At 65.0% G+C, this 25,624-nt stretch carries 22 protein-coding genes and 2 pseudogenes; 12 read left to right on the top strand and 12 right to left on the bottom strand.

The genetic code is table 11. The features are described from left to right. Nucleotides 1-1,026, top strand: coding sequence for a hypothetical protein (locus tag SKZ59_RS18645; RefSeq protein ID WP_319992597.1), 1,026 nt, complete (start codon nt 1-3; stop codon nt 1,024-1,026). A 1-nt stretch (nt 1,027) separates the two neighbouring features. On the opposite strand, the gene SKZ59_RS18640 is transcribed toward SKZ59_RS18645, so the two are convergent. Further along, the gene (locus tag SKZ59_RS18640; protein ID WP_051991956.1) at nt 1,028-2,065 is read right to left on the bottom strand and encodes a hypothetical protein; all 1,038 of its coding nucleotides are present in this window, start codon (nt 2,063-2,065) and stop codon (nt 1,028-1,030) included. A 134-nt stretch (nt 2,066-2,199) separates the two neighbouring features. Here SKZ59_RS18640 and SKZ59_RS18635 point away from each other — a divergent pair, with 134 nt between their 5' ends. Continuing rightward, nucleotides 2,200-2,931, top strand: a complete 732-nt coding sequence (locus SKZ59_RS18635; protein WP_319992596.1) for an alpha/beta fold hydrolase — start codon at nt 2,200-2,202, stop codon at nt 2,929-2,931. Here SKZ59_RS18635 and SKZ59_RS18630 read toward each other — a convergent pair. Next, nucleotides 2,908-3,273, bottom strand: a complete 366-nt coding sequence (locus SKZ59_RS18630) for a hypothetical protein (RefSeq protein WP_319992595.1) — start codon at nt 3,271-3,273, stop codon at nt 2,908-2,910. The genes SKZ59_RS18635 and SKZ59_RS18630 overlap by 24 nt on opposite strands. Nucleotides 3,274-3,438: 165 nt before the next feature. Here SKZ59_RS18630 and SKZ59_RS18625 point away from each other — a divergent pair. From SKZ59_RS18625 to SKZ59_RS18610, 4 genes and pseudogenes are all read left to right on the top strand, one after another. Next, a pseudogene (locus tag SKZ59_RS18625) lies at nt 3,439-4,533 on the top strand (alkene reductase); the annotation flags it as partial. Nucleotides 4,534-4,554: 21 nt separating this feature from the next. After that, a complete protein-coding gene (locus SKZ59_RS18620) occupies nt 4,555-5,100 on the top strand; it encodes an OsmC family protein (RefSeq protein ID WP_319992792.1) in 546 nt (181 codons plus the stop codon). Between the two features lie 63 nt (nt 5,101-5,163). Then, nucleotides 5,164-5,496, top strand: coding sequence for a carboxymuconolactone decarboxylase family protein (locus SKZ59_RS18615; RefSeq protein WP_319992594.1), 333 nt, complete (start codon nt 5,164-5,166; stop codon nt 5,494-5,496). Between the two features lie 61 nt (nt 5,497-5,557). Continuing rightward, the gene (locus tag SKZ59_RS18610; protein WP_319992593.1) at nt 5,558-6,259 is read left to right on the top strand and encodes a DsbA family oxidoreductase; all 702 of its coding nucleotides are present in this window, start codon (nt 5,558-5,560) and stop codon (nt 6,257-6,259) included. Here SKZ59_RS18610 and SKZ59_RS18605 read toward each other — a convergent pair. Continuing rightward, nucleotides 6,256-6,885 (bottom strand): TetR/AcrR family transcriptional regulator, encoded by a 630-nt coding sequence (locus tag SKZ59_RS18605; protein ID WP_319992592.1) that lies wholly within the window; start codon nt 6,883-6,885, stop codon nt 6,256-6,258. The genes SKZ59_RS18610 and SKZ59_RS18605 overlap by 4 nt on opposite strands. Before the next feature lie 80 nt (nt 6,886-6,965). Between SKZ59_RS18605 and SKZ59_RS18600 the strand changes: the two genes are divergently transcribed. Further along, entirely contained in the window at nt 6,966-7,382 is a 417-nt protein-coding gene (locus SKZ59_RS18600; protein WP_319992591.1) for a hypothetical protein, read from the top strand. Nucleotides 7,383-7,397: 15 nt separating this feature from the next. On the opposite strand, the gene SKZ59_RS18595 is transcribed toward SKZ59_RS18600, so the two are convergent. The 3 genes from SKZ59_RS18595 to SKZ59_RS18585 form a co-directional block, all read right to left on the bottom strand. Beyond that, nucleotides 7,398-7,961 (bottom strand): TetR/AcrR family transcriptional regulator, encoded by a 564-nt coding sequence (locus SKZ59_RS18595; RefSeq protein WP_319992590.1) that lies wholly within the window; start codon nt 7,959-7,961, stop codon nt 7,398-7,400. 229 nt (nt 7,962-8,190) lie between these two features. Next, nucleotides 8,191-10,110: a molecular chaperone HtpG gene (gene htpG, locus SKZ59_RS18590; RefSeq protein ID WP_034758403.1), complete on the bottom strand. Its 1,920-nt coding sequence runs from the start codon at nt 10,108-10,110 to the stop codon at nt 8,191-8,193. A gap of 88 nt (nt 10,111-10,198) precedes the next feature. Continuing rightward, nucleotides 10,199-11,632 carry a PLP-dependent aminotransferase family protein gene (locus SKZ59_RS18585; RefSeq protein ID WP_034758406.1) on the bottom strand — a complete coding sequence of 478 codons (1,434 nt, stop codon included), beginning with the start codon at nt 11,630-11,632 and terminating at the stop codon, nt 10,199-10,201. 137 nt (nt 11,633-11,769) lie between these two features. Between SKZ59_RS18585 and SKZ59_RS18580 the strand changes: the two genes are divergently transcribed. From SKZ59_RS18580 to SKZ59_RS18570, 3 genes are all read left to right on the top strand, one after another. Then, on the top strand, nt 11,770-12,681 hold the full coding sequence (locus tag SKZ59_RS18580) for a DMT family transporter (protein WP_070306128.1): 912 nt from the start codon (nt 11,770-11,772) through the stop codon (nt 12,679-12,681). Between the two features lie 176 nt (nt 12,682-12,857). Continuing rightward, nucleotides 12,858-14,051 carry a PLP-dependent aminotransferase family protein gene (locus SKZ59_RS18575; RefSeq protein WP_072454800.1) on the top strand — a complete coding sequence of 398 codons (1,194 nt, stop codon included), beginning with the start codon at nt 12,858-12,860 and terminating at the stop codon, nt 14,049-14,051. Nucleotides 14,052-14,341: 290 nt separating this feature from the next. After that, nucleotides 14,342-15,700, top strand: a complete 1,359-nt coding sequence (locus SKZ59_RS18570; RefSeq protein WP_034758415.1) for a diguanylate cyclase — start codon at nt 14,342-14,344, stop codon at nt 15,698-15,700. Nucleotides 15,701-15,902: 202 nt separating this feature from the next. Here SKZ59_RS18570 and SKZ59_RS18565 read toward each other — a convergent pair whose 3' ends face one another. From SKZ59_RS18565 to SKZ59_RS18540, 6 genes and pseudogenes are all read right to left on the bottom strand, one after another. Further along, entirely contained in the window at nt 15,903-16,343 is a 441-nt protein-coding gene (locus SKZ59_RS18565) for a TonB-dependent receptor (RefSeq protein WP_319992589.1), read from the bottom strand. Nucleotides 16,344-16,450: 107 nt separating this feature from the next. Continuing rightward, nucleotides 16,451-18,046, bottom strand: a pseudogene (locus SKZ59_RS18560) (TonB-dependent receptor domain-containing protein); the annotation flags it as partial. A gap of 378 nt (nt 18,047-18,424) precedes the next feature. Beyond that, nucleotides 18,425-20,002, bottom strand: coding sequence for an FGGY-family carbohydrate kinase (locus SKZ59_RS18555; protein ID WP_319992588.1), 1,578 nt, complete (start codon nt 20,000-20,002; stop codon nt 18,425-18,427). Nucleotides 20,003-20,005: 3 nt separating this feature from the next. Beyond that, the gene (locus SKZ59_RS18550; protein WP_319992587.1) at nt 20,006-20,350 is read right to left on the bottom strand and encodes a hypothetical protein; all 345 of its coding nucleotides are present in this window, start codon (nt 20,348-20,350) and stop codon (nt 20,006-20,008) included. Continuing rightward, the gene (locus tag SKZ59_RS18545; RefSeq protein WP_319992586.1) at nt 20,347-21,915 is read right to left on the bottom strand and encodes a glycerol-3-phosphate dehydrogenase/oxidase; all 1,569 of its coding nucleotides are present in this window, start codon (nt 21,913-21,915) and stop codon (nt 20,347-20,349) included. The genes SKZ59_RS18550 and SKZ59_RS18545 overlap by 4 nt, the downstream gene beginning before the upstream one ends. Further along, complete coding sequence (locus SKZ59_RS18540; RefSeq protein WP_319992585.1) at nt 21,912-23,522, bottom strand: FAD-binding oxidoreductase; 1,611 nt, start codon at nt 23,520-23,522, stop codon at nt 21,912-21,914. Before SKZ59_RS18540 ends, SKZ59_RS18545 begins: the two co-directional genes overlap by 4 nt. Nucleotides 23,523-23,661: 139 nt before the next feature. On the opposite strand from SKZ59_RS18540, the gene SKZ59_RS18535 reads away from it, so the two are divergent. Together SKZ59_RS18535 and SKZ59_RS18530 are read left to right on the top strand one after the other, a co-directional pair. Then, the gene (locus SKZ59_RS18535; RefSeq protein ID WP_319992584.1) at nt 23,662-24,723 is read left to right on the top strand and encodes an AraC family transcriptional regulator; all 1,062 of its coding nucleotides are present in this window, start codon (nt 23,662-23,664) and stop codon (nt 24,721-24,723) included. Between the two features lie 92 nt (nt 24,724-24,815). Further along, entirely contained in the window at nt 24,816-25,598 is a 783-nt protein-coding gene (locus SKZ59_RS18530; RefSeq protein WP_034758426.1) for a 3-hydroxybutyrate dehydrogenase, read from the top strand. Nucleotides 25,599-25,624 lie beyond the last annotated feature (26 nt).

The raw sequence follows: 25,624 nt of genomic DNA, 5'->3' as shown, positions 1-25,624 counted from the left end.
ATGACGCAAGCAACACAGCCGCTACGCATCCAAAATCCCGAACGCATCGACGCCAGGGCGATCCGCGCCGCCATCGCGGGCGGCCAGCAGGTACTGGTGCAGTTCGATACCCTGGGCGAGCCGGAGCCGCTGCTGGCCGACCTCGACGCCCTGGCCGCCACCTGCGGCACGGCGCTGACCATCCGCATCTACGGTTACGACCCGAGGGTGTTCGACGCCCGCATCCTGCGCGCGCTGCCGCATGTGGCCAGCCTGTCCATCGACTGCCACTGGCAAGCCATCCATCTGGAAACCCTGGGCGAGCTGCGCCACCTGAAGCGCCTGAGCCTGGGCGTGTACAAGCTGGCGCAGGCCGACATCCTGCAGCTCGATAATTTGCGCGGCCTCGAATACCTGAACCTGGGCGAGTCGGCCAAAAACAATATCGACCTGGCGCCGCTGCGCCACTACACGCAGCTGGCCAGCCTGGTCATCGAGGGCCACGACCAGCATATCGAGACCGTAGCCGGCCTGCCGGCGCTGCACGAGCTGTCGCTGTACCGCATCAAGAACAAGGTGCCATTGGATTTCATCTCGGAGATGGCCCGCCTGGACAGGCTGCTGTTGCAGCTGGGCGGGCGCGAGTCGCTCGCGCACATCGAGGCGCCCCTGCTGCGGAAACTGGAAGTGATACGCGTGCGCGGCCTGGAAACCCTGGGCGACATCGGCCGCTTCCCGCTGCTGCAGGCGCTATGGGTGGAAGACCAGATCAAGCTGCGGCAAATCGCGCTGGGGCCCAATCCCGTGCTTGAGCGCCTGCATCTGCACACCTGCAAGACGCTCGAGAGCCTGCCCGGCCTCGCCGCCCTGCCCGCCCTGCGCCAGCTGTCGGCATCGGAAACCATGCTCGACATCGACGCCCTGCTGGCGCATGGCTTGCCCGCGTCCCTCACGCATGCGCGCCTGCGAACGGGCAAAAAAACCCGCGACGACGCCATCGCCGCGCAGCTGGCGCAACTAGGCTACGAGCAGCCAGGTCCCTGCTAGATCAGCGGCTGGCGGCCAGCTTGCGCTGCCACAAAGCCACGTCGATCATCACGCCATCGGCGCCCGTGTTGCGGATATAGACGCGGTAGCTGCCCTGCCCCATGTTGCCATCGAGGTAGGCCGTGCGCTCATTGCGCTGCAGCCGGGCGCCCTTGGCCAGCTGGCGATAGCGCTCGACCACCGTGTCGAAACTGGCATAGCTGCGCAGCGCCACTTCCAGGTCGCGCGGCGGGCGGCCTTCCGCATGGTCGAGCACATTATTCTGTTTCTTGCCCTTCAAGGTGAGCGGATAGGCAAACACGCCCGCGCCGGCCGACGTCAGCACCGTGGATTTATCGAGCAGCAGCGGCAGCAGCGCCGGCGGATACGCGGGCGGCAGCTGGGCACGGTTCCAGCCCGGCAGGGCCGGCTGCGCCAGCACATATTCGACGGTGGCGATCTTTTGCCCGTCGGCGCCCGCTTCCTTGTCGCCCGCGATCAGCGCCAGCATGGGCGGCAATTGCCGGGCCCAGGCCAGCAAGGGCGCCGCATCGCCAACCAGCATGCCCTTGCGGTGGAACACGGTCAGTACGGCGTTCGGATCGGGATTGCAGACCTTCGCCAGCGGCTGGCCCTCCAGGCGGCAATGCCCGTTGACGAGGCCAAAGGCGATGATGGCGCCGCGCTTGTCGAGCAGCATGGCACCGCGTTCGCGGCCCTGCTTGCGGTCATTCATCGACGCCAGCAACTGGCGGCCGTCGGCCAGCACGGTGCGCGTGGCGTCGCGCTTTTCGCTGATCGCTTCGAGCGCCTGCGCCAGCAGCAGTTCATCGTCCTCCGTGTAACTGCCGCGCGCGTAACCGAAGAAATCGAACAGGGCCGCGCGCACCTGCGGGTCTTCGCTCAGGCGCGGCAAGGGACCGCCGGCCAGCAAGGACGACAGGCTTTTCCCGGCCGGCGCCGAGGGCGCCGCCGTGGCGCGGGCGGGCTGGGAAAGGATGCAGGCCGCTGCCAGCAAGGCGCCGCCCAGGGTGCGGTAATTCGAAAAAATGATATGCATGATTCTGTCTGTCGGGGATTTGGCCGCTCTTGCGGCCACGCATGGCGCGCCGGCGATTCTAGCATGGCGCCAGCCCCCATGCCGTGCGGCTGGCGGGCGGCGCGTGCGCCGGCGCGGCTGTTATGATGGCTGCAATGACCATCTCTCCTACCGCTTCGACACTGCTCGTCCTCCTGCCCGGCATGGATGGCACGGCCAGTCTGTTCCACCATTTCGACGCCGCCTTGCGCGCGCACAGCGCCATCGACACCTTGGCCATCGCCTATCCGTCCGCGCCACTCGACTATGCGGCGCTGGAAGCATTCGTGCGCGAGCGCCTGCCGCAGGACCGCCCTTTCGTCGTGCTGGCCGAATCGTTTTCCGGACCGCTGGGGGCGGCTTTGCGCGCCGATCCGCCGCCCGGCATGCGCGCCCTGGTCCTGTGCTGTTCGTTCGTGCGCAATCCGCGCCCGATGCTGGCGCCGCTGCGCCACCTGCTCGGCCTCGTGCCCTTTGGCGCCATGCCCGGCTTCGCCCTGCGCCAGGCGCTGCTGGCGCCCTACTCCACGCCGCAGTTGCAGAATGAACTGGCCGCCGCGCTGGCGCAAGTGCCACCGGCAACGCTGCGCCAGCGCCTGCGCGCGGTACTGGAAACGGACGCCTCGCGCAGCTTCGCGCGCGGCAGCCTGCCCGTGTTGTATCTGCGCGCCCGCCACGACCGCCTGGTGCCGCCCGCGAACGCCGTGCAGATACTGCGGCAGGCAGCGGGCGCGCAACTGGTCGACATCGCCGCGCCGCACATGCTGCTGCAGGCCGCGCCGGAAGCGTCGGCCGCAGCCGTCGCCGCTTTCATCGACAGCCTGTCAGCCGCGCAGATATCGGCTTAAACGCGCGCTGGCCAGCACGGCCAGCCAGCTCAAGCCGCCCGACAGCACGCTGAAGTAGATCGCCCGCAGCGGATGCTGGGGCAGCAGATACGCGAGCACGGCCGCACCCAACAAGCCGCACAGCACAGGCTTCCACCAGCCGGGCGGCAGCAGCGCCAGCAGCAGATTCGTGCCCGCGTACACGTAAAACACCAGCAGCAAGGCCAGGCCGCCGGCCACGCCGCGCGAGCCCAGGCTGCCGAACAGCTGCGTGTACAGGAAAAATCCCAGCCAGCTCAACACAATAAACAACAGGCAGCCCAGCGCATGCGCGCCCAGGCCCGCCATCAGGCGCTTCTTCATGGCCATCATCCGTATCGTCCCGTGCAAAGCCGCATCATAGCGATTTTGCCGGCAATGCGACCGATTGACTTACCTACCTACTAGATGGTAGACTTGTTTCGAACCCGGTATTTCACCCGGCAATCTTTTCGCGCCACGGCGCATTCGACCTTTGCGAGGCATTACATGCATCAACTGTTCACCCCCTATGACCTGTCCGGCATTTCCCTGGCCAACCGCGTCGTCATGGCGCCGATGACGCGCACGCGCACGCTTGAAAACAATCCCGATGCGCTCACCGCCCTGTATTACGCCCAGCGCGCCTCGGCCGGCCTGATCGTCACCGAGGGCTTGCCCGTCTCCGATGAAGGCCGCGGCTATCTGTACACGCCGGGCATCCATAGCGACATACAGGGCCAGGGCTGGCGCCAGGTCACCGATGCCGTGCACGCCAAAGGCGGCAAGATCTTCGCCCAGCTGTGGCACGTGGGCCGCATGTCGCACGTGTCTATCCAGCCAAGCAATGTGGCGCCCGTGGGCCCCAGCGACGTGGCGGCGGAAAACACCACCGTCTACGCCTGGATCGAGCCAGGCAAGGCGGGACCGGTACTGCCCAGCGTGCCGCGCGCACTGACCGTCGACGAGATCGCCCGCGTCACCGCCGACTTCGTGCATGCGGCAAAAGTCGCTATCGACGCTGGCTTTGACGGGATCGAGATCATGGCCGCCAACGGCTTCCTGTTCGACCAGTTCCTCAGCAGCGCCGTCAATACGCGCACCGACCAGTATGGAGGCAGCATCGCCAACCGCCAGCGCTTTTTGCTCGAGACCATAGACGCGCTGTCGGCCGCCATCGGCAGCGGCAAGGTCGGCGTACGCATCTCCCCATTCGGCCGCCTGTACGACATGCGCGCCTATGCCGATGAAGCGCAGGTGTGGAGCAGCGTGGCGCAGGCACTCGATACGAGGAAGCTGGCCTATGTGCACCTGAATTACCAGCCGACCATCACGGCGGCGCAAGTGCCAGCCGGCTTTGGCGCGCAATTCCGCCAGGACTATCACGGCACCCTGATCGGCGCGGGCGGCTTCACGCAGGAACTGGCGCGCAGCGAACTGGGAAAAGGCGACCTCGATCTGATCGCCTTCGGCATGCCGTTCATTTCCAACCCGGATCTGGTGGAGCGCATGCAAAACAACTGGCCGCTGGCCGACAGCGACCGCTCGACCTATTACGGCGCCAGCGGCGCCCCGTCCCACGGTTATACCGACTATCCCGCGTATGGCGCGGCGCCTGCCAGCAATATGCTCAATGGCATCAACGTGCAAGCATTGCAGCAATTCGCGCAGGGCGTGGCCGGCCATCCCGACAAGGGCGAGGCGCGTTTCAACGTCAAGACCCGCTGGCAACACCAGACGCGCAGCGTGGCTACCGTCAGCCACTATGTGCTGGGCGGCGAAAAGCATGCGCGCCATTTCGAGATCGCCTCGGACGAACCGCATGAATTGCTGGGCCAAAACACGGCGCCCAATCCGCAAGAGCTGCTGATGGCCGCCCTCAACGCCTGCCTGTCGGTCGGTTATGCGGCCAATGCAGCGGCCATGGGCATCACCGTGCACAGCCTGGAAATCGAAACGGACGGCAAGCTGGACCTGCGCGGCTTCCTCGGCCTGGACGAGAACGTCAATCCCGGCTACGACGAAGTCAGCTACGTGGTGCGGCTGCGCACGGATGCCTCGCGCGAGCGCGTCGAGGCGCTGCACCAGGCCGTCACCAAAACGTCGGTCAACCTGGCCAATTTCTCGAAGGCCATCCGCATGCTGCCCACCCTGGAAGTAATCGAAGCCTGATACCCATCCCGGGAATCATCGAACCACCAACCCGCGCGCAAGCGCCTACATAACGAGGAAATCATGGAAGACTGGAAACAAGCTCGGCAAGACATCAACACGCGTGCGTTGCAACTGAACGCACTGACGCCCGACACCATGAAAGGCATCGCCGCACTGGGCGGCGCCGGCGACAAGACCAACCATCTCGACGCGAAAACGCGGGAACTGATCTCGCTGGCAGTGGCCGTCACGACGCGCTGCGACGGCTGCATCGCCTTCCACGCTGCCGCCGCCAAGAAACTGGGCATCACCACCGAGGAAATCGCCGAGGCGCTCGGCGTGGCGATCAACCTCAATGCGGGCGCCGCCGTTGTCTACAGCACCCACGTGCTGGACGCGTTCGACAAGGCTTGATACTACCGCATCAGCCGGCCTGGCATGCGTGCACGCCGGGCCGGCCACTCAAGGAGCAACCATGAAAAACAATACACAAGCGCTGGTCGTCGACATCTGGTCCGATTTCGTCTGCCCCTGGTGCTGGATCGCCAAGCGCCGTTTCGAGAAGGCCCTTGCCGCTTTCGAACACAGGGACACCGTGCAGGTCAGGCTGCGCGCCTACCGCATCGCACCGGGAAATCAAGCGGAACCGATCAAGGCCGCCTTGCTGAAAAAATTTCGCGATCCGATGGCCGCCGAGGGCATGCTGTATTCGGTGCAGTCGCATGGAGCGGCCGAAGGCCTGGACTACCGCTTCGACACCATGCTGTTTGGCGACACCATGGACGCGCACATGCTCGTCAAGGCCGTCAGCGACGAGGCTTTGCAACGGCGCCTGGTTGAAGTGCTGTATGCGCAGAGTATTTCGCACGGAAAATCGCTGTTCGACCGCGATTCCCTCGCCCTGCTCGCGGCGCAGGCGGGCGTGCCTGCCGAGGCGGTGCAGCGCGCGTGGTCGACACCGCAATTGCGCCAGCAGGTGCAGGACGATGAACGCAGCGCCTCGCGCATCGCTTCCGGCGTGCCGCTGTTCGTCTTTGGCAATGGGACGCACATTTCCGGCGCGCAGCCGCAAGAGGTATTCCTGCAGGCACTGGAAAAAATGCATGCCAGATCCCAGGAGGATCTGGCCGCATCGGCCGGGGAAATGTGTGGCCTGGACGGCTGCATCCTCCCTTAAGCGCTGGCGGCAGCTTCCCTGGCAGGTCCCGCCGTGTCCAGGTAGCCATGGACGGCGCGCCCCAGGCGCCGCGCAAGCGACGCCATATCCGTTTCTCCCCGCAACGCCGCAGCGTCGATGATGCCACGGCACAGCGCAATCACGTCGGCGGCGGCCATATCAGGATCGGCGACGCCATGACGCGCCAGCAGCCCCGCGAGCTTGCCCGATAGCGCCTGCCGCAAGGCCTCGTCCTCATGCTGCAACGATGGCGACGACGGCGCCGATTCCAGCGCGAGGGCAAGCGCGGGCCGCCTGAACTGGTGCGCCAGACCGGCCATCACACCCTGTTCTATCGCGAGCGGCAGCTCACCCTCCAGCGCCATGGCTAGACCCACGTCGTGCAGCAGCATCGCGCGTTCGCGGCGTACCAGTTCGGCCAGCAGCGCCTCTTTCGACGGGAAATACTGGTACAGGGAGCCGATGCTGACGCCGGACAACTCGGCAACGTGATTCGTCGTCAACGCGGCCCAGCCCCGCACCTCGATAATGCGAGCAGCCGCCTCCACCATCGCCGCGACGGTGGCAGCCGATCTGGCCTGGGACGGCCGTTTGCGGGGCTCCGCATGCGCTGCAGTTTTTGCCATGAATGCGAGTAGCGGAAGTAGGTAGTAAAACTTATTCTAAACGTTCCGCAAACAACCGTCCTTGCCGATACGAGAACGCCATGCACACCTACACATTCCTGCTGATACTGCACGTTGTCGCCGCCATCGCCTTCATCGGGCCGATGATGCTGACGCCGCGCCTGCTGAACCTGATACGCGAGCCTGCCGGTCGCGACACCTTGCATAAACTCCATCAGCAAATCGCCGTCGCAGGCTGGATACTGCTTGCCGGCGGGCTGGTCCTGCTATACCAGCAGCAATGGGCCTGGCTGCACATGGGCTGGATGCGGCTGTCCCTCGCGCTTTTTATCGGTGCGCAAGCCATCGATCATTTTTGGGCGGACAAGGTGGAAGAAGAAATGGAACAGGGATACGCGCAGGCGGGCGCCAGGCTGAAAACCTGGCTATGTATAAAGCTGGCCGTATTTTTGACCATCTGCGCGCTCATGATCGCCAAACCCGCCCTGTTTGCCTGAGCGGGCTGGCCCGCGCTACGCCAGATTGTCGAGCATGTAACGGAAAGCGGCCAGCGGATCGGTCGACGGCCCCAGGGCCCAGCCGATAAAGCTGGCGCCTTCCAGAGCGCTGAGCAGCATGAAGGCGTAATCCTTCGGCGCTTTCCGCAAGGTCCAGCCGTGCAGCTGCGCCGCCTGCACGAGATTGTTTTCCATCCAGTCCAGCTGCTGCGCCATCAGCTGCCTGCCCAGGGCCTGCAGCGATTCGGGCAGCGCCGCCATTTCGGCCGCGAGCGCGCCGCACAGCGGCAGCAAATGGTCGTTGGCGCTGGCCAGGAACAGCCCGCCGAACTCGCGCAGGCGTTCGACCGGATCGGCATGCGCCGCATCGATCGCCTGCAGCTTTTCGGTAAACACCTCGATATATTGCGTGATCAAGGCCACGCCAAGGTTTTCCTTGGTGGGGAAATGGTGGTGGATACTGGCCTTGCGTATGCCGATTTCTTCCGACAAATCGGCATAACTGAAAGCGGCGTAGCCTTTCGAACGCAGGTGAATCTCTGCGCTTTTCAAAAGGGCGTCGCGGGTACTCACTGACATGACAGGCTCCTGCACCAACGGCCATGCCGGCCATTGACGGATTAAATTCAACAAGGGGCAATTATGCCTGAAGTCGCCGCAGCCAGGGCTGGGGGCATGCGCATGCGACGCTGCACATCGCGCATGAAAAAAGCCGGCCCTTTCACGAGGAAAGGGCCGGCCTGGATGCATCAGCCGCCGTGTCGGATTACGCTTGCGCTAATCCGACCTACGTACCACGGCAAAGGAATTACTTCGCCGAATTGAGCAGCAATTCGTTGAGGCGTTTCACGAAACTGGCCGGGTCGGCCAGCGAGCCGCCTTCGGCCAGCATGGCCTGGTCGAACAGGATGTTGGCCCAGTCGCCAAACTTGCCGCCTTCCGCATCTTCGTATTTCAGGCGCGTCACCAGCGGGTGGTTCGGGTTGATTTCCAAAATCGGCTTCGATTCCGGCGCGCTCTGGCCCGCCGCTTTGAGCATGCGCAGCAGGTTGCCCGACAATTCGTTTTCATCGGCCACCAGGCAGGCTGGCGAATCGGTCAGGCGGAACGTGACGCGCACGTCCTTGGCCTTGTCGGCCAGCACCGTCTTCATCTTGCCCACCAGGTCGGCGTACGAGGTTTCCGTTTCTTCGTGCTCCTTCTTTTCCGCTTCGTCTTCCAGCGCGCCCAGGTCCAGGCCACCCTTGGCGACGGAGACCAGTTCCTTGCCTTCGAAGTCCTGGATAAACGACAGCATCCATTCATCGACACGGTCCGTCAGCAGCAGCACTTCGACGCCCTTCTTGCGGAAGATTTCCAGGTGCGGGCTGTTTTTCGCGGCGGCGTAGTTGTCGGCCGTGACGTAATAGATCTTGTCCTGGCCTTCCTTCATGCGCGCCACGTAGTCGGCGAACGAGGTGATTTGCTCGTCGCTGTCGTTGGCCGTCGACGCAAAGCGCAGCAGCTTGGCCAGGCGTTCCTTGTTGGCCGCGTCTTCGCCGATGCCTTCTTTCAGCACCTGGCCGAATTCCTTCCAGAAGACGGCGTACTTGTCCTTCTTGTCCTGCTCGTCCGCGTTCGCCAGTTCTTCCAGCATGCCCAGCACGCGCTTGGTCGAGCCTTCGCGGATGACCTTGACGTCGCGCGACTCCTGCAGGATTTCACGCGATACGTTCAGCGGCAGGTCGGCCGAGTCGATCACCCCGCGCACGAAGCGCAGGTAGGTCGGCATCAGCTGCTCGGCATCGTCCATGATGAAGACGCGCTTGACGTACAGCTTGATGCCGCCGCGCTTGTTGCGGTCCCACATGTCGAACGGCGCCTTGGCCGGGATGTACAGCAGCTGCGTGTATTCGCTGCGGCCTTCCACGCGGTTATGCGTGTGCGTGAGCGGCGACTGGAAGTCGTGCGATACGTGCTTGTAGAATTCGTCGTACTGTTCCGGCGTGATGTCGGCCTTGTTGCGGGCCCACAGGGCGCTGGCCTGGTTGACGGTTTCGAATTCGTCTTTCAGGACGGTTTCTTTTTTCTCGTCGTCCCACTCTTCCTTCTGCATCACGATCGGCAGCGAGATATGGTCCGAGTACTTGCGGATGATGGACTTGATCTTCCAGCTCGACAGCAGTTCGTCCTCGCCTTCGCGCAGGTGCAGGATGATGTCCGTGCCGCGGCCCGTTTTTTCGATGGTCTCGATGCTGTAATCGCCTTCGCCGGCCGATTCCCAGCGCACGCCTTCGGAGGCGTCCGCGCCGGCGCGGCGCGTTTCGACGGTGATCTTGTCGGCGACGATGAAGCCGGAATAGAAGCCCACGCCGAACTGGCCGATCAGGGCCGCATCCTGCTGCTGGTCGCCCGACAGCTTGCCGAAGAATTCCTTGGTGCCCGACTTGGCGATGGTACCCAGGTGCGAGATCGCCTCGTCGCGGGTCATGCCGATGCCGTTGTCGGAAATGGTGATGGTGCGCGCATCCTTGTCGAAGCTGACCTTGATCTTCAATTCGTGATCGTTGCCGTACAGGGCGTCGTTATCGATCGCTTCAAAGCGCAATTTGTCGGCCGCGTCGGACGCGTTCGAGATCAATTCGCGCAGGAAGATTTCCTTGTTCGAGTACAGGGAATGGATCATCAGGTGCAGCATTTGCTTCACTTCGGTCTGAAAACCCAGGGTTTGCTTTTCGGAGACAGCCATTTTTACCTCATAGTCTTGTGGATGGGACGGATTCTACGGAGTTGGGGATGGTGCCAGCGATTTCAAGAGCGGCTGCCGAAAGTCGCCTCTAACCCAGCGCGCGGGCGAAAAACGCCCACACCCGCTCGTCCTGCACCGTGGCCAGGTTCAGGCGCATGCGGGTCGACGGCAGCTGGCGCGGCGAGAACAGGCTGCCCGGCGCCAGCACCAGCCCCTCGGCCAGCGCCTTTTCGGCCAGGACATTCGTATCGCAGCCCGCATCGGCCCATACGAACATGCCGGCCGGCGCGGGATCGAAGCGCAAGCCGGCCTGTTCGACCTTGCGGTACGTACCCTCGCGCACCTTGTCGAGCCGCGCGCGCAGGCGCTCCGCATGCTTGCGGTACAGCCCCTGCGAAAGGATTTTATACACGACCCTTTCGCCGATGTCGCTGGTGGTGAGGGTCGCCAGCATCTTGCGGTCGGCCAGGCGCTGCGCCCGCTCATTTGATGTGGCGATGAAGCCCACGCGCAGGTTCGCCGCCAGGCTCTTGGAAAAGCCGCCCAGGTAAATCACGCGGCGCAGCTGGTCCAGCGCGGCCAGGCGCGTGGCCGGCTGCACCGCGCCACCCGGGTGCATGTCGCAATAGATATCATCTTCGACGATGAGGAAATCGTGCTGTTCGGCCAGGCGCAGCACCTGGAACGCCTTGGCTGCCGACAGCGACGTCGAGCTGGGATTGTGCAGCACCGAGTTGATCACGTACAGCTTCGGACGGTGCAGGGCCGCCAGCTCGGCCAGCACGGCGATATCGGGGCCGTCGCCGAGGCGCGGGATGCCGATGACATTCACGCCCATGGCGGCAAAGGCGCCGAACATCAGCCAGTACGCGGGGTCGTCGACGAAAATGGTGTCGCCGGGGCGGGCAAACTCACGCGCCACCAGGTCCAGCGCCTGCATCACGCCCACCGTGGTGACGATCTGTTCGGGCGGGCAGGCGATTTCCAGCCCCGCCAGCTTCAGCTGCAATTGCTGGCGCAGCGGCAAGAAACCCTGCGGCATGCCATAACCGAGCAGCAAACTGCCGGGCTGGCGGCTGACGTCGCGCAAGGCGCGCGCCACGAGGTCGCCATCGAGCCACTCGGCGGGCAGCATGCCGATGCCGGGCGCGGGAATGGCCGGCGTCTGGCGGAACATGTTACGGATCAGCCACACCACGTCCATCGGCTGCGCCGCTGCTTCCTGCGCGCCAGCGGGCGCCGCCGGCGTGTTCAGAGGCGAGCGCTCGCGCACGAAAAAGCCGGCGCCGCGCCGCGATTCCAGGTAGCCGCGCGCCACCAGCTTGTCGTAGCTGGCCACCACCGTGGCGCACGACACGTCCAGGCTGGCCGCGCACTGGCGGATCGACGGCATGCGCGCGCCACCGCGCAGCAGCTTGTCATCGATGCGCGCCGCCAGCGAGCGCGCGATCTGGTCGATCAGGGTTTCGCCCGAGGCGCGCGACAACAATGGCAGGGACGGAGAGGCGAGTGTATTGCTCATATGACCATTACAGTATGTGGAGTTATGCGTGAAAGTGTATTTGTACTGTATTGCTATTGCGCTCTAGGATAGCAGTACCGGGCGCATTCATCCACATCTGCCCGCCTTTATTCCACACCACCCGCACCAGGACAGCCATGCCATCGCACGCCACACCTTCCCCCAGCCATTCCCTGCGCCTCGGCGCCGACCGCAAGGGCCTGCTACTGGGCTTGATCGCCGTCGCCCTCTTCAGCCTGACCCTGCCCTTTACGCGGCTGGCCGTGGCCGAACTCGATCCCACCTTTGTCGCCTTGGGCCGCGCCTTGGTCGCCGCCTGCCTGGCCGGCCTGTGGCTGTGGCAGCAGCGCGCACCGCTGCCGCGCCGCGAACAATGGCTGCCGCTGGCCCTGGTATCGCTGGGCTGCGTGGTGGGCTTCCCGTGGCTGACGTCGATCGCCATGCGCAGCCTGCCCGCCTCACACGGCGCCGTGCTGGTGGGCATCTTACCGCTGGCCACCGCCGTGTTTGCCGTACTGCGCGGCAAGGAGCGCCCTTCCCCGGGATTCTGGCTGATGGCCCTGCTCGGCACGGCTCTGGTGGTGGCGTTCGCGCTGCGCCAGGGCGGCGGCAGCTTCCACGTGGCCGACTGGCTGATCTTTGCCGCCGTGCTGCTGGCGGCACTCGGCTATGCGGAAGGCGGACGCCTGGCGCAAGCCATGCCGGGCCAGCATGTGATTTGCTGGGCGCTGCTGCTGGCCGTGCCTTTTGTCTTGCCCGTGGTCCTGTGGAACGCCTGGCCCCAGCGCGCGCTGATGGCGCAGGCCAGCGGCGCGGCGTGGCTGGGGTTTGCCTACATCTCCGTGTTTTCCATGTTTATCGGCTTCTTTTTCTGGTATCGGGGCATGGCGCTGGGCGGCGTGGCGCGCGTGGGGCAGACGCAGCTGCTGCAGCCCTTCCTCACCTTGCTGGGCGCTGCCGTGCTACTGAACGAGCCATTGACGGGCGAAAGCCTGCTGTTTGCCGGCGCCGTGATCGCCGTGGTGGCCATCGGGCGCAAGCTGAAGTAAGGTTTCTTGACGCCCATTTGCAACGCCGTTGCGCGTGCACATGGGCACGGCGGCGTGCAAGCCGTACAATACCGCAGCACCATGGCGACGCCTATCCGGCGCCGCTTGCGAACGCACCGCCACAAGCGGGCCAACAAATCCAGCCGGCGCAGCTCGGCATCTTCTGTGAGACTCGTATGAAAATTGAAAATCCGAATCCGATCCAATGGCGCTTTGCCGAACGCGCGGAACAGCTGCAAAGCTCGTTCATCCGCGAAATCCTGAAGATCACGCAGCGTCCCGAGATCATCTCGTTTGCCGGCGGCCTGCCCTCGCCCGCCACCTTCCCCGTGGAAGAAATGAAGATCGCCTTCGACAAGGTCCTGTCGAACAATGGCAAGGTGGCCCTGCAATACGGCCCGACCGACGGCTACCTGCCGCTGCGCCAGTGGATCGCCGACTCGCTGTCGGGCAATGGCAGCACCATCCTGCCGGAACAGGTGCTGATGACGTCCGGCTCGCAGCAGGCGCTGGACTTGCTGGGCAAGGTCCTGATCGACGAAGGCAGCAAGGTCCTGGTGGAAACCCCCAGCTACCTGGGCGCCCTGCAGGCATTCTCCGTCTACCGTCCCGAATTCGTTTCCGTCGATACCGATGACGAAGGCCTGGTGCCATCGTCGATCAACCCCGTCGCCGATGGCGCGCGCCTGTTGTATGCGTTGCCGAACTTCCAGAACCCGACAGGCCGCAGCCTGTCCGTGGCGCGCCGCGTGGAGCTGGTGGAAACCTGCGCCCGCCACGGCCTGCCGCTGATCGAGGATGATCCGTACGGCGCCCTCAGCTACAGCGGCGAGCCGTATCCGAAGATGATCAACATGAATCCGGACGGCGTCATCTACATGGGCTCGTTCTCGAAAGTGCTCACGCCAGGCATCCGCCTCGGCTACGTGGTGGCGCCGATGCCGCTCGTGCGCCGCCTGGAACTGGCCAAGCAGGCGGCCGACCTGCACACGTCGCAGCTGACGCAGATGGTCGTGCATGAAGTAATCAAGGATGGCTTCCTGGACCGGCATATTCCCAGCATCCGCAGCCTGTATGGCAACCAGTGCCAGGCCATGCTGTCGGCGCTGGAAGAGCACTTCCCGGCCGGCGTCACGTGGACGAAGCCGGAAGGCGGCATGTTCATCTGGGTCACCCTGCCAAAACACATCGACGCGATGAAACTGCTCGACGAAGCCATCGCCAATAAAGTGGCATTCGTTCCGGGCGCGCCGTTCTACGCCAACACGCCGGACACGCACACCCTGCGCCTGTCGTTCGTGACGGTGCCGCCGGAACGCATCCGCGAGGGCATCGCCATCCTGGGCAAACTGATCGCCGCAAAAATGTAATTGCACTCTCCACGCCCCGCCTGACGTGGGGCGTGTCCCCCGCTGCCCCTGCACCAGGGGCACGCGTCTTTTCCGCCTAAAAACCGCTTTCATGATAGCAATTGCGTGTATTTATTTTTAAAAATATCATAAAAATAATACTTTCATTGCTCGTGCAACATCGATTTTTTCACCCAAAAAAATGGCGAGGCGGTATGATTTGACCGCTGTATCAGATTTGAACCCGGTCAGCATCACCGAATATGCAGCAAACGCAGGCAGCGCAGAGTACATCGAGAAGGCCGGAAGCAATGAGTCCAGGCAGTGTGGAGCATTCCCAGCGGCATGAAGCCGCCATTTTGATTGTCGACGATGCGCCGGCCAACCTTGAGCTGCTGCGCAAGCTGATGAGCGAACAGGGTTATCAAACCTATGTCGCCACGTCCGGCGAGCGGGCGCTGGCGATCGCCCAGCGCGCCCAGCCCGACCTGATCCTGCTCGACGTGCTGATGCCAGACATGGACGGCATCGAAACGTGCCGCCGCCTCAAGCAGCATCCGCTGACGCAGCGCATTCCCGTCATCTTCATGAGCGCCAAGACGGAAACGGAAGACGTGGTGGCCGGTCTCGACTGCGGCGCCGTCGACTACATCAGCAAGCCGCTGCGCATGGCCGAAGTGTGTGCGCGCGTGCGCGCCCAGCTGAAAATCCGCAGCAATAATGAAACCCAGCAGGAACAGGCCGAGCGTCTGCGCACCATCGTCAACAACATGGCCGAGGGCTTGCTGATCATCGAGGCCGATGGCCGCATCCAGTACACCAACCCGGCCTGCGACCAGTACCTGGGCTACCGCGAAAACGAACTGGCCGGGCGCTTCATCGGCGAGCTGCTCAGCCCCCTCGTGACGCAGGAATACCTCGATTACTTCGCCATGCACGCGGCCAATCCGGAAAAAGCGCACAACCACGGCACGCGCGAAGTGGCGATCCGCCACCGCAACGGCGCGGCGCTGAGCATGGACCTGACCTTGACGCCCATGTATCTGCGCCAGCCCCTGTATATCGGCCTGCTGCACGACATCACGCACCACAAGCAGTCGGAAGACGCGCTGCAGCGCGCCGCCTATCTCGACCCGCTGACGCAGATCGCCAACCGCCGGCATTTCGACAGCTTCCTTGAAAAAGAATGGCAGCGCGCCGTGCGCGGCGGCGGCGCCCTGTCGCTGGTGGTGCTCGACGTCGACCACTTCAAGCTGTACAACGACAGCCTGGGCCACCCGGCCGGCGACCTCTGCCTGCAGCAGGTGGCGCAGGCGATCGCCGCCCACGCCAGCCGCTCCGGCGACCTGGCGGCCCGCTACGGCGGCGAGGAATTCGTCTTGCTGTTCGCCGACACGGATGCCGACAGCGCCCTGCACCTGGCCGAGGCCATCCGCGCCGGCATCGAGGCGCTGCAACTGCCGCACCCGCGCTCAAGCACCTCGCCATGGATCACCGTCAGCATCGGCGTGGCCACCATCCGCCCGCACCAGCTGGACGACCGCGAAGCCCTGTTCGTCGCCGCCGACCGCGCCCTGTACGTGGCCAAGGAAGCGGGCCGCAACCAGGTCCGCGCCACGCACTCGGGCAGCACGGCCTGGGAAACGGTCAAGGCACTAGTGTTACGTTAAGGCTTGAAATACAACGCAAGATACGGCGAACCGGGAGTAGGCCCGCGCCCCACGCAAAGGCACCCCGGGCCAAGCGGGCCTGAAAAATGTCGAGGGCAAGGCGCAGCGACGCAGACAGTACGAATGTACGGCAAGGAAGCTGCAACGCCGCCATCGGCATTTTCTCAGGCCCGCGTCTCCGGCCCGCCATTCTTAAAACTGGTCAAAACTTACGCGACACACTCAACTTCGCATTGCGCCCCACGCCGGTAACCGCTTCGCTCAGGTAGGGCATGTAATTGCGGTTGAAAACATTATCAACCGTCAGCCGCACCTCCGTGCCGCGCCACACGCCTTGCCGGCCAATCCACGACGCAAACACGGTATGCAGCGCATAGCCTTTCGATGGCGGCAGGCGGTACACATTCCCCACCGGCAAGACGCGCTCCTGCTTCGCCACGAAGCGGCCCTGCCAGCCGATGCTGGCGCCAAGATCGGGCATGCGCCAGCCCAGGCCCGCCATCAACTTATCGGGCGCGATGGTCGACACGGGTTCGTCCTGGCCCCACGGGTCGCGCTGGGAACCGGTGCGCGTGCCGCGCTGCTTCGACAGCGAAGCGCTGGCAAACAGGCGCGGCGAATTGTAGTAAGACTCGGCTTCCACGCCCTGCGTGCGGAAACCGGCCAGGTTGCGGTAGGACGAGAGGGCGGCGGCACCTTGCCCGATCCCGGCACATAGCCTTCGATCAGGATGCCCAGGCGCGTGCCGATATTGTCGCTGACGCGGTTCTGGTACGCCGTCAGGCGCAGCTGCACGTCGTCGCGTTCCATGAACACGTTTTGCCGATGCAGCATGACGCCCGTGCGCACGGCCGTCACCCGTTCGACGGCCAGGTCGCGGCTGGTACCCGGCGTCGATGAACCGAGCCTGGACGACACATAATATTCATTCGAATACATCTCGTCGATCGTCGGCGCGCGCCAGGTGCGGCTCAAGTCGCCGAACAAGGCCAGCGTGCTGGATGCCTTCCAGAACAGGCCCAGGCGCGGCGACCAGTCTTCGTGCGCCTTTTCGCTGAAGTCGTGGCCAGCCGCCGCCAGCGGGCTGTTGTAGCGCGGCGCCTTGTTCGGCACGCCCTCGGAAACGACTCTGTCGTGGCGCAGCGCTGCCGTCACCGTCACGTCGCCATAGGTCATCGCATCCTGCAGATACAGGCCCGTGGTTTCCTGGCGCCCGGCCGGCATGTAGTAGGGCTGGAAGTAGCCATAGTTGTAGCTGGGGTCCTTCAGCGCCGTCGACGACGGGTAGTACATCAGAGTGTCGCGCACGTTCTTGTGCCATTGCAGGCCCGTCAGCAGCACGTGCGACACGGCGCCCGTGCTAAACACGCTTTCGTTGCGCACCTCGGCGATGCGGTCCACGTACGAAGCCCAGCTCTCGTTGCCCAGTGACCCCAGGTAGGAACCGAGTGAAGCGGAGAGCAGGCGCTTGTCATGCTGGTCCGTGTGCGAATAGCCGGCGCTAGCCGTCAGCTTGATCCATCGGTTGTTCTGCGGCGCGTACTGCCACTTCACGGAATACGTATCGTCGTCCTGGTCGCGGTACACGGCCTTGCGCTGCCACGCCTCTTCCAGTCCGTATTTTTTGATTTCCGCCTCGGTCGGCGTGGGCACGTCCTCGCCCATGGCGGCGAACGGGCCCCAGCCCGAACTGCCGCTCTTCATGGCCGTCAGGGTCAAGAGCTGCTCCGGCGTCAGCCGGATATTCAGCTTGGCCAGGCTCGATGGCGCATCGATGGCGGAAAAGCGGAATGGCTTGCCATCGGGCTTGCGCAAATCGTCGGACTTGCGCTGCGTCGTGAAGGCCATCGCATCGAAGCGGCCATCTTCCGTGCGGCCGTAGACGGCCACGGTGGCGTCGTTTTCTGCATTGTTCGAGTGGCGCGAATACTTGAGCATGGCGCCCACTTTCTCGCCCCCTTCCAGCAAGTCCTGCGCATCCTTGGTCTCGACCGTGATGACGCCGCCGAAGCCGCCATTGCCATACAAGCTCGTATGCGCGCCCTTGTTCACTTCGATCTGCTTGATCAGTTCCGGCTCGATGAAGATGGAACCCTGGCGGTATTTCTCGAAGCCCTTCGGCACGCCATCGAGGATGACTTTCACGTCCTGCACCTTGTTGAAACCCCAGATATTGAGGCTCTGGCCGCTGGGACGGGCCGTACCGGCCAGGTCCACGCCGGGCAAGGTGTCGAGCAGGGACGCGACATTGTCGGCCTGCTGGCGTTCGATATCGGCGCTGTTGATATACGAGCGCCCGGCCGTGCCGGCGCTGATGGCGTCGCCGAACACGCTGATGGCGGGCATCTGCACGGCGTCGGCCTTCTCGGTCTTGTCGGCCATCGCCACCGCCCACGCGTGGCCGTGCGCGCCACCCAATGCCAGCGCCAGCGCGGCGGCCAGCGGGGTCAATCGTTGTTTGCTGCTGCTCTTCATCGCTATCCTTGCCTGGGTTTGCTTGCTGCTCGATGCTTGTGGAATGAAAAAATGCAAGGGCAGAGGACAGCGGTGCACGATCAAGCGGCGGCGTTGAAGGAAGCGTTGCGGCGGAACTCTGCCCGCGCGGACACGCCGCCGGCGCATGGCCGGCGGCGCACTGCAGTCACCGGGATAAGTTGCCTTAGTGAAATGCGGAACACATCATATATCGGATGCGAATGATTCGCAATACGATTTAATGATTGGCTATTCCGGATAGCCGGTGATGTCGGCGATCTCGCGGTACAGGGGCTGCAGCCGCGCATACATTTTCTGGTACACGCGCCGGTACAGCTGCTCGTAGATCTTGCGGTGCTCGGGATGGGGCTGGAATACCTTGCCCTTGCGCGTCATCGCCTGCACGGCGGCGGGGAAATCCGCGTGCCAGCCCAGACCCACGCTGGCGGCGATGGCCGCGCCCAGGCCCGAACTTTCATACACGTGGGCGCGCGCGGCCGGCAAGCCGAAGATGTCGGCCGTCAGCTGCATGGCGGCGTCGCTTTGCGAACCACCGCCCGCGATGCGCAGCTCCGTGATCGCGATGCCGCTGCGCCGCTCGATGCGCTCCTTGCCTTCGCGCAGCGCATACGCGAGGCCTTCGAGAATGGCGCGGTAGATGTGCGCGCGCGTATGCACATCGCCAAAGCCGATCATGGCGCCCTTCGCTTCCGGCCCCGGCACCTTGATGCCGGGACTCCAGTACGGCTGCAGCATCAGGCCCATGGAGCCGGGCGGCACGGCGTCGACCAGGCGGTCGAACAAGGCTTCGGCGGACAAGCCCGTGCCATCTTCGGCCGCCGCCGCCCGTTCGCGGTCGCCGAACTGCTCCTTGAACCAGTTGACCATCCAGTAGCCGCGGAATATCTGCACTTCCGTGCTGTAGGCGCCCGGCATGGCGGCCGGATACGGCGGAATGAAGCGCGTCACTTCCACGTACTTGCGGTTGGTCGTGTTGATGGTGGCCGTGGTGCCGTAGCTCAGACAGGCCACGTGCGGTTCGACGCAGCCGGCGCCCAGCACTTCGCAGGCCTTGTCGGCGGCCGCCGCCAGCAAGGGCGTGCCTTCCAGGATGCCCGTCGCCGCGGCGGCCGATGCCGTGATGGCGCCCATGCGCGTGCCCGGCGCCACCAGTTCCGGCAGCATCGAGCGTTGAATTGCCAGCGCCTGCCACTTCCAGTCGAAGCGCCCGGCCCACGCATGGCGCTTGTAGTCGAACGGGATGTACGCCACTTGCGAGCCCGTCGAATCGATGTATTTTCCGCAGAGGCGGTGGTTCAAAAAGCCCGACAGCAGCAGGAATTTGTGCGTGCGGCGCCAGACGTCGGGCTGGTGCGCGCTGATCCAGTTGATCTCGGCCTCGCGGCGGAAGTAGTTAATCGTGCCATCGAGGCGCGTGGCCCGGAAGGCGGCACGCCACCATGGCGCCAACTGGGGAATGTCGCGCGTGCTGCGCTGGTCCAGCCAGGTGATGGCGGGCCGCAGGGCTTGTCCCTCTTCATCCACGTTGACGACCGTGCCGCGCTGCGTCGTGACGGCCACGCCGGCGACCGACGATCTGGCTATGTCCGTGCCGCGCCACAGCTGCTGGCACGCTGCGCACACGGCTTGCCAGTAGCCGTCGGCGTCGTGCTCGGCCCAGCCGGGGTGGTCGGAGTAATACGCTTCCAGGAACACTTGCGCCTTCGCCGCCAGATTGCCATCCCGGTCGAACAGCAGCGCGCGCACGCTTTGCGTGCCATTGTCGATGGCGAGAATGTACGGCCCGGGGCCGGCTGCGCTGGCCATGGCTTATGCCAGGCTGGCCAGCGCGGCGCGCAGCGCCTGCAGCAGCACTTGCGGATCCTTGTCAGGCTGCGCGCTGAACACGGGCGCTTCCCAGTCCTGCCCGCGCACGGCCACCACGCGCAAGCGCCCCTGTTCGTTCCACGCCGGATACCAGCCCACGTCGACGATGTCGCCATTCGCGCACGTGATTTGCATCAGGTCTTCGCCCAGGTCGTCGACGAGGACGTCCACGCTCTGGCGCAAGTCCAGCGGCGACAGGCTGTCGTAGGTGATGCGTGCGTCGCCCAGTTCCAGGGGCTGGCCAAACAGGATGGTCTCGATGATGCTCTCCTTTTTTATGGTTTTCATTCACCCTGCGGCACGCTGTAATGGCGACGCCACAGGGCCAGGTAGCGCTGCTGCTCTTCTTCCCAGCGCGCGTCGTCCCAGCCCAGTTCACGCTGGCAGATGGCGCGCAGGCGCGGCATGATAGCAAGCCCACCGCCGGCCAGCTGCAAACCGAGGCGCGTGCGCCGCAGCAGCAAGTCGTCCAGGTGCTGCACGTCTTCCATGCCCGCGCCCCAGCGCAGCTGCGCCCACAGTGTCTGCGTGCCGGGAATCGGCGCCAGTTCGCCGTCCTGCGCCGCATCGCACAGCGCCTGCGCGGCCGCGCCATGACGGCCCAGCAAGCGTTCGCGCTGTTCGGCATCGAGCGCCAGGGCCTTGCCCGACAAGGGCGGCGTCGTGTCGAAAATCGGCAGGGGGCGCAGCTCCGCCTGCCAGCCCGGCAGCAGCGGCGCGGCGCGGCGCAATGCGTCGAGGGCGATCACGCGAAACGTCGTCAGCTTGCCGCCCGCCACCGTCAGCAAGCCGTTTTCCAGCCATAGCGCATGTTCGCGCGCTTCCTTCGACGGGTCAAGCTGGCCGCTGCCGATCACGGGACGCACGCCGGCAAACGTGGCTAGCACATCGCCCTCGCCCAGCGCCAGCTGCGGGAACTGCCACTGCAAGGCGGCCAGCAAATAATCGAGTTCGCCGCGCGTGATGGCCGGCTCCACGTCCAGGCTGGCGCCGTGGTCGACATCGGTGGTGCCCACCAGCGTCACGCCCTCCCACGGATACGCAAACACGGGGCGGCCGTCGCGCGGGTGCATCAGGCTGACGGCTTGCGCCAGCGGCAGCCGCCAGGCGGGCAGCAGCAAATGGCTGCCGCGCAAGGGCCGCAGTTTCGGCGTTTCTCCCACTTGCCCGCGCAAGGCGTCGGCCCAGGCGCCCGTGGCGCTGATCACCAGGCGCGCACGCACGGTGAATGCCCTGCCATCGAGCGCATCGGTCAAGGTGGCGCCGGCGACCTTGCCACCGTCGCGCAGCAAGGACGCCACGCCCAGGTAATTGACGGCAACGCCGCCATGGCGGCGCGCTTCCTGCAGCACGCGCAGCACCAGGCGCGCATCGTCCGTCTTCGCGTCCTGGTACAGCATGCCGCCCTGCAGGCCGTCGCGCCGGATGTGCGGCGCCAGCATGGCAAAATCCGCCGCATCGACATAGCGGCGCGTGCGCCGGCCCGCCATCACGTCGTAGATGGCCAGGCCCAGCATGAACTGGCGCCGCCCCGGCTTCCTGCCCGTATAGTCGCCAAAGGCAAATCCTTGCGGCTCGACCAGCCCCGCCGCATCCGTCAGCAAGGCTACCCGCTCGTGCACCGATTCGCGCGTCAGCGCGAACTGGCCCTGCTTCAAATAGCGCAAGCCGCCATGCACGAGCTTTGAGGAACGGCTCGAGGTGCCCCAGGCGAAATCGCGCTGCTCCACCAGCAGCGCCGTCAAACCGCGCCGCGCCGCTTCCAGCAAGATGCCGGCGCCCGTGATGCCGCCGCCGACGATCAGCACGTCCCACTCGCGCGCCAGGATGCCGGGCAAATTCGCCCTGTTCATAATCCGATTCCCGCGTCAGGCAGCAGTTTGCCCGGGTTCATCATGCCTTGGGGGTCGAACTGGCGCAGCAGCGCGCGCATGGCGGCGATGCCCAGTTCTCCCTTTTCGGCCACCAGCCACGGCGCGTGGTCCGTGCCCACGCCGTGCTGGTGGCTGATGGTGCCGCCGTTGGCGACGATGGCGGCGCCGGCCGCGTCTTTCAGGGCACGCCAGCGCGCCATGTTTTCTTCAAAGGTGGACGCCAGCCGGTATACATAGGTGGTGTAGACGCTGGCGCCCTGCGCATACACGTGCGACAGATGCGTGTACGCGTGCACCTGCTCGCCGTACTGCGCCAGCGCGCCGGCCCCCGCCTGTTCCAGCGCCGCCATCATGGGCGCCACGCGGGGCCAGTCGACGGCCGTTTCCACCGTGTCGATCACGTAGCCGTGTTCCCACGCGCCATTGCGCAGGTAGACGTTGCGAAAGCGCCCCTGCTTCCATTTATCGCCCATGTGGCGTCCCACGTGCACGCCGCCGTGCCGCCGCGCCAGCGCCAGGGCGCCGCGCAGGGCCGCGCGGGCCGGTTTTTCTTCTCCGCTGACGCCCAGCATCAGCATGCATTTGCCGTCGCCGCAGCCACGCAGCGACAAATAACGTTCCAGCAGTCCCACCAGTTTTTTGTGCCCTGCCAGGGTCAGCATGGTTTGCGTTTCGACCGCGTTCGACAGGCGCAGCATACACAGGGGCAGGCGCGACTGGGCCAGCGCCCGCACGGCCGCCTGCGCCTGGCCCCAGTGCGCAAAGAACACGGCGTGGAATGCTTCATAGGGCGGCAGCGGGGAGACGCGCACCGTCGCTTGCGTCAGGATTCCCAGCCGCCCTTCGGAGCCGAGCACCATTTCGCGCAGGTCGATGCCGGCCGCCGACGCGGGAAACGTGGGGATGCGCAAGGTGCCGGCCGGCGTTTCCACTTCGCCGCCCGCGAACAGCTGCTCGATGCGGCCATAGCGCAACGATTGCTGGCCCGACGAGCGCGTGGCGATCCAGCCGCCCAGGGTCGAATACTCGAACGACTGCGGATAGTGGCCCAGCGTGTAGCCATGCGCGCGCAGCTGCGCTTCCAGGTCGGGGCCATACACGCCCGCGCCGAACGTGGCCAGCTGCGCTTCGCGGTCCAGGTGGCCCAGCGCACACAGGCGCGCGAGGCTGAGCGACAGCACGGGGCGCGGTCCCGCCGCTACCGTCAAATGCCCGGCCACGCTGGTGCCGCCGCCGTGCGGGATGACGGCCACGCAGGCCTGGCGCGCATACGCGAGCAGCTGGCGCACCTGCAGCGCGCTGTCGGGAAAGGCCACGCCATCGGGCACCGCGCCGATGCGGCCATGGCGCAATTTGAACCAGTCGGGCAGGCTTTGGCCGAGCGCATGGCGCACGCGCGTGGCAGGCTGGGTGTCGATCAGCGGATGCGGCGCCAGGCGCGAAGCGGGTACTTGCGCGCAGGCGTCGTCGAAGGTGGCATCGACGATGCCGCTGCCAGGCCCCAGGCGCTCGCGCAAAAACGCCAGCGCGTCCCCGCTCAGCGCATACGTGATGCTCTCGTCTCCCCAGCCATTCCAGCGTTGCATCGACATCCCCTATATTCGGCCAGTTGCGCGCCACGGCGGCTTGCTATACTGTTCTTGCCTGATTTTCTTGCTAGATCAATAGCATATGCCGCCACAGACGAAGGGTATTGGTTTTTCATGACAATCGCATTGTTCCATCATGACAAGCACTGACGGCCGGGTCGCCGGCGCCTATCTGCTGCCGCTGCTCGAAGCGGCCGGCGCGCACGGCATCGATGGCGTCACCCTGGCGCAAGCGGCCGGCGTGGCGCCGCACAGCCTGGAAGCGTCCACGCCCGGCCTGGCCGCGCGCGACTACGTGCGCCTGCTCGATGCGGGCGCGCTGCTGGCGGGCGATGCGCATTTCGGCCTGCACGTGGGCCAGCGGGTGCGCATGGGCACGTACAGCGCCTATGGCTTGATTTTACTCAGCTGCAGCAACGTGGGCCAGGTGCTGGAACAGACGGCCCGCTATGAACGGCTGGCGCACGACCTGGGCCAGTCGGCCCTGCAGCGCGATGGCGCCGTCGCGCACTACCGCTGGACCAGCAACTACCCGGGCGCCAGCCGGCACCTGGTCGACAGCGTCTTTGCCGGCATCCGTGTCAGCGGCGACTGGCTGGCCGGCATGCCGCTGCCGCCGGCCAAACTGGCATTCACCCACGATGGCGGCGGCGACTTGCTGCGCCACGCGGCCCACCGCGACGAATACGTGCGCGTGCTGGGCAGCCTGCCCGCCTTTGGCGCGGGCGCGAACACGGCCACTTTCGACGCGCAATTGCTGGACTGGCCCGTGCCGAACGCCGACGTCAGCCTCTACCCCGTGCTGTGCCAGTATGCAGAACAGTTGCTGGCGCAGCGCGAGGCTGAAACGGACACCGGCGGCGCCATCGACGCGCAAGTGCACGCGGCCATCGTGACAGGCTTGCGCCAGGGCTCGGCGCGGCTGGCGACCGTTGCAGCCAGCCTGGCCGTGACGCCGCGCACCTTGCAGCGCAAGCTGGCCGACGCCGGCACCAGCTTCCAGGCCCTGTTGGACCAGGCCAGGTACGGCCTGGCACGCGACTATCTGCGCGAGCCCCATTTATCGCTGGTCGACATCGCCTTCCTGCTCGGCTACCAGGAACAAAGCGCGTTCAACCACGCGTTTCGCACGTGGGCGGGCACCAATCCCGGCGCCTGGCGGCTACAGGAAATCCTTGACAGGCAGCAAGCCCCATAGACGTGCGCGGGGCATGCCCACCGCGTTTTCTCGCTATACTGGCAAGGTCAGATTTTCCACGATCACTCCAACCCGCAATGCAAAGGATTAATATGCAACTCAAAGACAAAGTCGCACTGATTACCGGCGCCGCCAGTGGCATCGGCAAGGAAATGGCCATCGAATACGCAAAACAGGGCGCCAAGGTCGTCATCGCCGACCTGGTCCTGGAAGCGGCCAGCAAGACGGCCGAGGAAATCAAGCAGTCGGGCGGCCAGGCGTTTTCCGTCGCCATGGATGTCTCGAGCGAAGAACAGGTCGACAAGGGCGTGGCCGATGCCGTGGCCCACTTCGGCGGCATCGATATCCTGATCAGCAATGCGGGCATCCAGATCATCAGCCCCGTCGTCGACTACCCGTTCGAGCAATGGAAAAAGATGCTGGCCATTCACATGGACGGCGCCTTCCTCACCACGCGCGCCTGCATGCGCGAAATGATCAAGGCGGGCCGCGGCGGCGCCATCATCTACATGGGTTCCGTGCACTCGCACGAAGGCTCGCCGTTCAAGAGCGCCTACGTGGCCGCCAAGCACGGCTTGCTGGGCCTGGCCAAGGTGGTAGCCAAGGAAGGCGCGAAAGACGGCATCCGCGCCAACGTCATCTGCCCGGGCTTCGTGCGCACGCCGCTGGTCGACAAGCAAATCCCCGAACAGGCGGCCCAGCTGAACATCAGTGAAGAAGACGTGATCAAGAAAGTGATGCTGAAAGACACCATCGACGGCGAATTCACCACCACGCAAGACGTGGCGCAAACGGCCGTCTTCCTGGCCGCATTCCCGTCGACGGCCTTGAGCGGCCAATCGATTGTGGTCAGCCACGGCTGGCATATGCAGTAAACACGCAGCGTCTCCGGCAGGCGGCG

The organism is Janthinobacterium sp. GMG2, assembly GCF_033949445.1.
Taxonomy (GTDB): Bacteria; Pseudomonadota; Gammaproteobacteria; order Burkholderiales; family Burkholderiaceae_D; genus Janthinobacterium; species Janthinobacterium aestuarii.
This window is presented reverse-complemented; position numbering and strand designations above follow the sequence as displayed.